Genomic DNA, 6,316 nt, shown 5'->3' on the forward strand with positions numbered 1-6,316 from the left:
GCCCCGCCGGGCCGGCGGGGCTCGCCGAACCGGGAGACGCCGCCGAGTCCGGCGCCACCCGTCCGCTGCCCGCCGACGGTCCCGTCGCCGACCGCCCGGCGGTCGGCCCGCAGGGCACCCGGATGCTCCCCACGGACCGCCCGGCGACGGATGCGCCGGCCGACGGGCCGCAGGGCACCCGGATGCTCCCCACCGACGGCCCGGCGACGGATGCGCCGGCCGACGGGCCACGGGACACCCGCCCGCCCACCCCCGACGGTCCCGCCGGGAACGGCCCGGCGGTCGGCCCGCAGGGCACCCGGATGCTGCCCGCCGACGAGCAGCCGCCCGCGCCCCGGTGGAGCGGCTCCGCGTCGGTTCCTCCCCCGCCGCCGCGCAGGCGGGCCTGGGGCGAGTCCGCCGAGCCCACTCCCGTGCCGCCGCTTCCGACGGAGCCGCCCGAGCACCGCACCCCGGTGGACCCGTGGGCCGGCGTGGACACCGGCGGCTGGGACCTGCCGCCGGCCGAGCTGCCTCCGCTGCCACCGACCCTGCCCTATCCGGCCGCGCCGGCCGTCCAGCCGCCCGCGCCGCCCCCGCCCGCCCGACCGCACCACGCCCCGCCGGTAGCCCGGCCGGTCTCGCCGCCGGTCTCCCGGGCGCCCCTCCCGGCGCAGCGGGCGGCGCCCCCGCCCCCACCGCCCGCGCCGCCCCGGCAGCGGCGCGCGAAGACGCCGCCGGCCGCGCCGCCGCCCGGACCCCAGGCCCCCGGGGGGTACGTCCCGGTGGCCGTCCGCAAGCGTCGCCGCTGGCCGTGGATGCTGCTGCTCACGCTGCTCTGCTGCTGCGGCTGCCCGGTCTACTACGGGACGCCGATGATGACGCAGTACCCGGCCAACGCCACCCTCCCCGCCGAGGTGGCGGACCTGCGGCTCCGCGACGACCAGGGCAGCAAGGAGACCGCCGAGCGACTGGAGTCGGAGGTCCGCAAGGCGCACTGGCTGGCCGAGGACACCTTCGCCGGCGTCTACGGCACGTCCGCCGGCAAGCGGGTGACGGTCTTCGGCGGCACCGGGTTCCGGTTCACTCCGGAGTCGGACGCGGAGGAGGAGATCACCCGGCTGACCGGGCCGTACTCGCTCGGCGAGGCGCAGGTGGTCGACACCGGCGTACGCGGCCGGCACGAGCGCTGCGCGGTGGGCAGCGCCGACGGCGCCGACGTGGTCGTCTGCACCTCGGTCGACCACGGCAGCATTGCCACCGGTGTCTTCACCCGGCTCTCCGTCGACGACAGCGCCGCCCTGCTCGGCCGGCTACGGGAGCAGATCGTCACCACCGGGCAGGGCTGAGCCGCCACCAGGGCCGGCCCGCCGGATGCCGGCCACGGGACCGGCGTGGTGGCGTGGGCTCAGGCCGAACGGTCGTCGGGGGCGGTGGACTGGGCGCGCGGCGGGGCGTAGCGGGGGACGTACTCCTGGCCGGTGAGCTTCTGGATCTCGGCCATGATCTCGTCGGTCATCTCCCGCAGGGAGGTGCGGTCGTCGGGCCGGCCGGTGAAGTCCAGCGGCTTGCCGAACCGTACGGTGATCTTGGCGCGGCCGGGGCGCGGCACCCGGGTGCCGATGGGCTGGGCCTTGTCGGTGCCCAGCATGCCGACCGGGATGACCGGCACGCCGGCCGCGACCGCCAGCCGGGCCGCGCCGGTGCGCCCCCGGTAGAGCCGGCCGTCCGGCGACCGCGTCCCCTCGGGATAGACGGCGACGAGGTCGCCGGCCTTGAGCACCGGGATGGCGGCGTCGAATGCGGACAGTGCCGCCCGGCCGCCGGCCCGCTCGACCGGGATCGCTCCCAGGCCGGTGAGCACGAACTTGGAGAAGGCGCCCTTCGGGCCGGTGCCCTTGAAGTATTCCGACTTGGCCCAGAATGCCAGGTGCCGGGGCACCACGGTGCCGAGGAAGAGCTCGTCGGCGACCGAGAGGTGGTTGCCCGCGAAGATCGCGCCGCCGGTCTCCGGAATGTGCTCCAACCCCTCCACGGTCGGGCGGAAGGCCAGCCGGAGCGCGGGCGCCACGGTGAGCTTGCCGATGGTGTAGAGCAGGGGCACTGGTCCTCCGGCGGATCGTGTGCGGGCGGGCGCTGTCACGGTAGCGGACGGATCCACACCGTCATACGGGGGTGGCGGGCCGACCGGCTGCTGGGCAGGCGTGCCGGCGGTGGTGGTGGTCCGGCGGCGCGCCGCCGGACCACCACCATCGTCACTTCCTCATACCCGGCGGACGACGACCGTCACCCGGTCGCCCTCGCCGACCTCTCCGGTGAAGCCCTCCACCCCGTCGGCGAAGTCGACGGTGTCGGCGAGCACCTCCCGGGCCACGAAGTCGGTGTAGCCGGCGACCGCCGCGCGCACCTGCTCGGAGGCCGACAGCGCCACCACGATCCGGTCCGACACGTCCAGGTCGGCGTCCCGGCGGGCCTGCTGCACCACCCGGACGACGTCGCGGGCCAGCCCCTCGGCCGCCAGCTCCGGGGTGACCTCGGTGTCCAGCACGACCACGCCCTCCCCGCCGGGCAGCGGCGCGGAGTGCTCGGCGTCGGCCGCGACCAGCCGCAGCTCGTACTCGCCCTCGGCGAGGGTGACCCCGGCGGCGACGGGAGCGCCGTCGACCAGCTCCCAGTCGCCCGCCTTGACCGCCCTGATGACCTGCTGGACCTGCTTGCCGACGCGCGGGCCGAGCGCGCGCGGCACCACGGTCAGCACCTGCTGGCAGTACGCGGACACCTCGCCGGTGACCTCCACCGCCTTCACGTTCACCTCGTCGGCGACGAGGTCGGCGAACGGCCGCAGCTGCTCCGCCGCCGGCGAGGCGACGGTGAGCTTCGCCAAAGGCAGCCGGACCCGCAGCCCCTTGGCCTTGCGCAGCGACAGCGCCGCCGAGCAGACGTCGCGGGTGGCGTCCATCGCCGCGACCAGGTCGTGGTCGGCCGGGAACCGCGCCGCGTCCGGCCAGTCGGTCAGGTGCACCGAGCGCTCGCCGGTCAGCCCGCGCCAGATCTCCTCGGCGGTCAGCGGCGCCAGCGGCGCCACCACCCGGCACAGGGTCTCCAGCACGGTCCAGAGCGTGTCGAACGCGTCGGCGTCGCCGGACCAGAACCGGTCCCGGGAGCGCCGCACGTACCAGTTGGTCAGCGCGTCCAGGTAGGACCGGACGGTGGCGCAGGCGCCCGAGATGTCGTACGCGTCCATCTGCGCGCCGACGGTGGAGACCAGCTCGTTGGTCTTCGCCAGCACGTACCGGTCGAGCAGGTGCGTCGAGTCGGTGCGCCGCTTCGCCGTGTGCCCGTCGGCGTTGGCGTAGAGCGAGAAGAAGTACCAGACGTTCCACAGCGGCAGCAGCACCTGCCGCACGGCGTCGCGGATGCCCGCCTCGGTGACCGCCATGTCGCCGCCGCGCAGCACCGGCGAGGACATCAGCATCCAGCGCATCGCGTCCGAGCCGTACGAGTCGAACACGTGGTAGACGTCCGGGTAGTTGCGCAGGCTCTTGGACATCTTGCGCCCGTCGGAGCCGAGCAGGATGCCGTGGCTGAGGCAGTTGCGGAACGCGGGCCGGTCGAACAGCGCGGTGGCCAGCACGTGCATGGTGTAGAACCAGCCGCGCGTCTGTCCGATGTACTCGACGATGAAGTCGCCCGGGTAGTGGTGCTCGAACCACTCGCGGTTCTCGAACGGGTAGTGCACCTGGGCGAACGGCATCGAGCCGGACTCGAACCAGCAGTCCAGCACCTCCGGCACCCGGCGCATCATCGACTTGCCCGTCGGGTCGTCCGGGTTGGGGCGGACCAGCTCGTCCACCGCCGGCCGGTGCAGGTCGGTCAGGCGTACGCCGAAGTCCCGCTCGATCTCCGCCAGCGAACCGTAGACGTCGACCCGCGGGTAGGTCGGGTCGTCCGACTTCCACACCGGGATCGGCGAGCCCCAGAACCGGTTGCGGCTGATCGACCAGTCGCGGGCGTTGGCCAGCCACTTGCCGAACGAGCCGTCCTTGATGTGCCCGGGGGTCCAGTTGATCTGCTGGTTCAGCTCGACCATCCGGTCCTTGAACCGCGTCACCGCGACGAACCACGACGACACCGCCTTGTAGACCAGCGGGGTGTCGCAGCGCCAGCAGTGCGGGTAGGAGTGGGTGTAGGTGTCCTGCTTGAGCACCACCCCCCGGTCCTTGAGCTCCCGGATCACCGGCTTGTTGACGTCGAAGACCTGCTCGCCCTGATAGGGCGGGACCAGCGCGGTGAACCGGGTGTGGTCGTCGACGGTGACCACGGTGGGGATGCCGGCGGCGTTGCAGACGTTCTGGTCGTCCTCGCCGAAGGCCGGCGCGAGGTGGACGATCCCGGTGCCGTCCTCGGTGGTGACGAACTCCGCGCCGAGCACCTGGTACGCGTTCTCCCCGGCGTGCTCGACCAGGAAGTCGAACAGCGGGGTGTAGCGGCGCCCCACCAGGTCCCGGCCGAGGACCGTGCCGACCTGCTCGTAGCCCTCCAGCTCCTTGGCGTACGCGGCCAGCCGCGCCGCCCCGACGACGTGGCGCTGGCCGTCGCGCTCCAGCACCGCGTACTCGATGTCGGGGCCGACGGCGAGGGCGAGGTTGGACGGCAGGGTCCACGGCGTGGTGGTCCAGACGCCGAGGCGCACCGGCCCGCGCACCAGCTCCGGCGCGCTCTCGTCGGCGGCCAGCGCGAACCACACCGACAGCGTCGGGTCGTGCCGGTCCCGGTAGACGTCGTCCATCCGGGTCTCGGTGTTCGACAGCGGCGTCTCGCAGCGCCAGCAGTACGCCAGCACCCGGAAGCCCTCGTAGACCAGGCCCTTGTCGTGCAGGGTCCTGAAGGCCCACATGACGCTTTCCATGTAGTCCAGGTCGAGGGTCTTGTAGTCGTTGGCGAAGTCGACCCAGCGGGCCTGCCGGGTGACGTAGCGCTCCCAGTCCTGGGTGAACTCCAGCACCGAGGTGCGGCACGCCTCGTTGAACCGGGCCACGCCGAGGTCGAGGATCTCCGCCTTGCTGGTGATGCCGAGCTGCTTCTCGGCGACCACCTCGGCGGGCAGGCCGTGGCAGTCCCAGCCGAAGCGCCGCTCCACCCGGCGCCCGCGCATCGTCTGGTAGCGCGGCACCACGTCCTTGACGTAGCCGGTGAAGAGGTGGCCGTAGTGGGGCAGGCCGTTGGCGAACGGCGGGCCGTCGTAGAAGACGTACTCGTTTTCGGCGTCGCCTGCGGCGCCGGCATCGGCGGAGTCCGTCGTTTCCGTTCGCCGACCGGAGGTCGGCCTTGCCTCGACGCTGGCCTCGAAGGTCTTGTCGGCCGTCCAGTGCTCCAGGACCCGGCGTTCGACCGCGGGCAGGTCCGGGCTCGCCGGGACGCCGGCGGCGGTCGGGTCGTGCAACGGATAGGCCATCGGGGGTCGCTCTCCTCGCGCAGCTCACTCGTCGTGTGGGTCTGCGAGGACGAACCCCGATCCGGTACGCCGTCCGGCGCGCCGGGCCAGGGCCCGCGGTACCACCCCGCTTGGCGGCCAGGATCGACCGCCCGCTCGTTGGCCGGCTGTGACGGGCCGGACCCGTCCGGTTCTACTGGGCCGGTCACCCGGCTGTTCTTCCGGAGGCTCGCCGGTGATGGCCGGGTCATCGCCTTACGAACGTCAAGGTTACCCGACCTCGGGTGGGGACCGCCGCCGAGTAACGGGGTGTGCCGGCGGCCCGGCGGGCATGACCGGCGTCACAGTCCGCGACTGTCACGCCCGGGCCCGGCCGATCCGTCGTCCGGTAGTCGACACACCGACCGGACCGAGGAGGTCGTCATGCACAGGATCAACGTGGCCGAGGCGGCGCCACAGGGTTTCCAGGCCGTGCTGGGGCTGGAGAAGTACGCCCGCGCCAACGTCGAGCGCACCGTCTACCACCTGGTGAAGCTCCGGGCGTCGGTGCTGAACGGGTGCGCGTTCTGCGTGGACATGCACACCCGCGACGCGCTGGTCGAGGGCGAGTCGAGCCGGCGGCTCTTCGCGGTCTCCGCCTGGCGGGAGGCGCCCTTCTTCGACGAGCGGGAGCGGACGGCGCTGGCGCTCACCGACGCGGTCACCCGGCTCGGCGAGCACGGCGTGCCCGACGACGTGTGGGACGCGGCGGCGAAGGTGTGGTCGGAGCGGGAGCTCGCCGACCTGCTGATCGCGATCGCCACAATCAACGTGTGGAACCGGATCGCCGTGACCAGCCGGACCCAGCCGCCGCTGGACGTGTGACCACGGTCGAGGCGGCGCAGGCGGCCGGTGCGCTCGACG

Annotated in this window: 4 protein-coding genes; 2 read left to right on the forward strand and 2 right to left on the reverse strand. The window is 73.5% G+C overall.

Annotated features, from left to right (window positions below):
• The first annotated feature begins 302 nt into the window (after positions 1-302).
• On the forward strand, positions 303-1,328 hold the full coding sequence (locus ACWENR_RS29005; protein WP_452280135.1) for a hypothetical protein: 1,026 nt from the start codon (positions 303-305) through the stop codon (positions 1,326-1,328).
• 59 nt (positions 1,329-1,387) lie between these two features.
• Here ACWENR_RS29005 and ACWENR_RS29010 read toward each other — a convergent pair whose 3' ends face one another.
• Positions 1,388-2,083: a lysophospholipid acyltransferase family protein gene (locus tag ACWENR_RS29010; protein WP_091103974.1), complete on the reverse strand. Its 696-nt coding sequence runs from the start codon at positions 2,081-2,083 to the stop codon at positions 1,388-1,390.
• Positions 2,084-2,242: 159 nt separating this feature from the next.
• On the reverse strand, positions 2,243-5,434 hold the full coding sequence (gene ileS / locus ACWENR_RS29015) for an isoleucine--tRNA ligase (RefSeq protein ID WP_452280133.1): 3,192 nt from the start codon (positions 5,432-5,434) through the stop codon (positions 2,243-2,245).
• A gap of 402 nt (positions 5,435-5,836) precedes the next feature.
• On the opposite strand from ileS, the gene ACWENR_RS29020 reads away from it, so the two are divergent.
• Complete coding sequence (locus ACWENR_RS29020; RefSeq protein WP_452280134.1) at positions 5,837-6,277, forward strand: carboxymuconolactone decarboxylase family protein; 441 nt, start codon at positions 5,837-5,839, stop codon at positions 6,275-6,277.
• Positions 6,278-6,316: the final 39 nt, after the last annotated feature.

Source organism: Micromonospora sp. NPDC004336 (assembly GCF_053602615.1).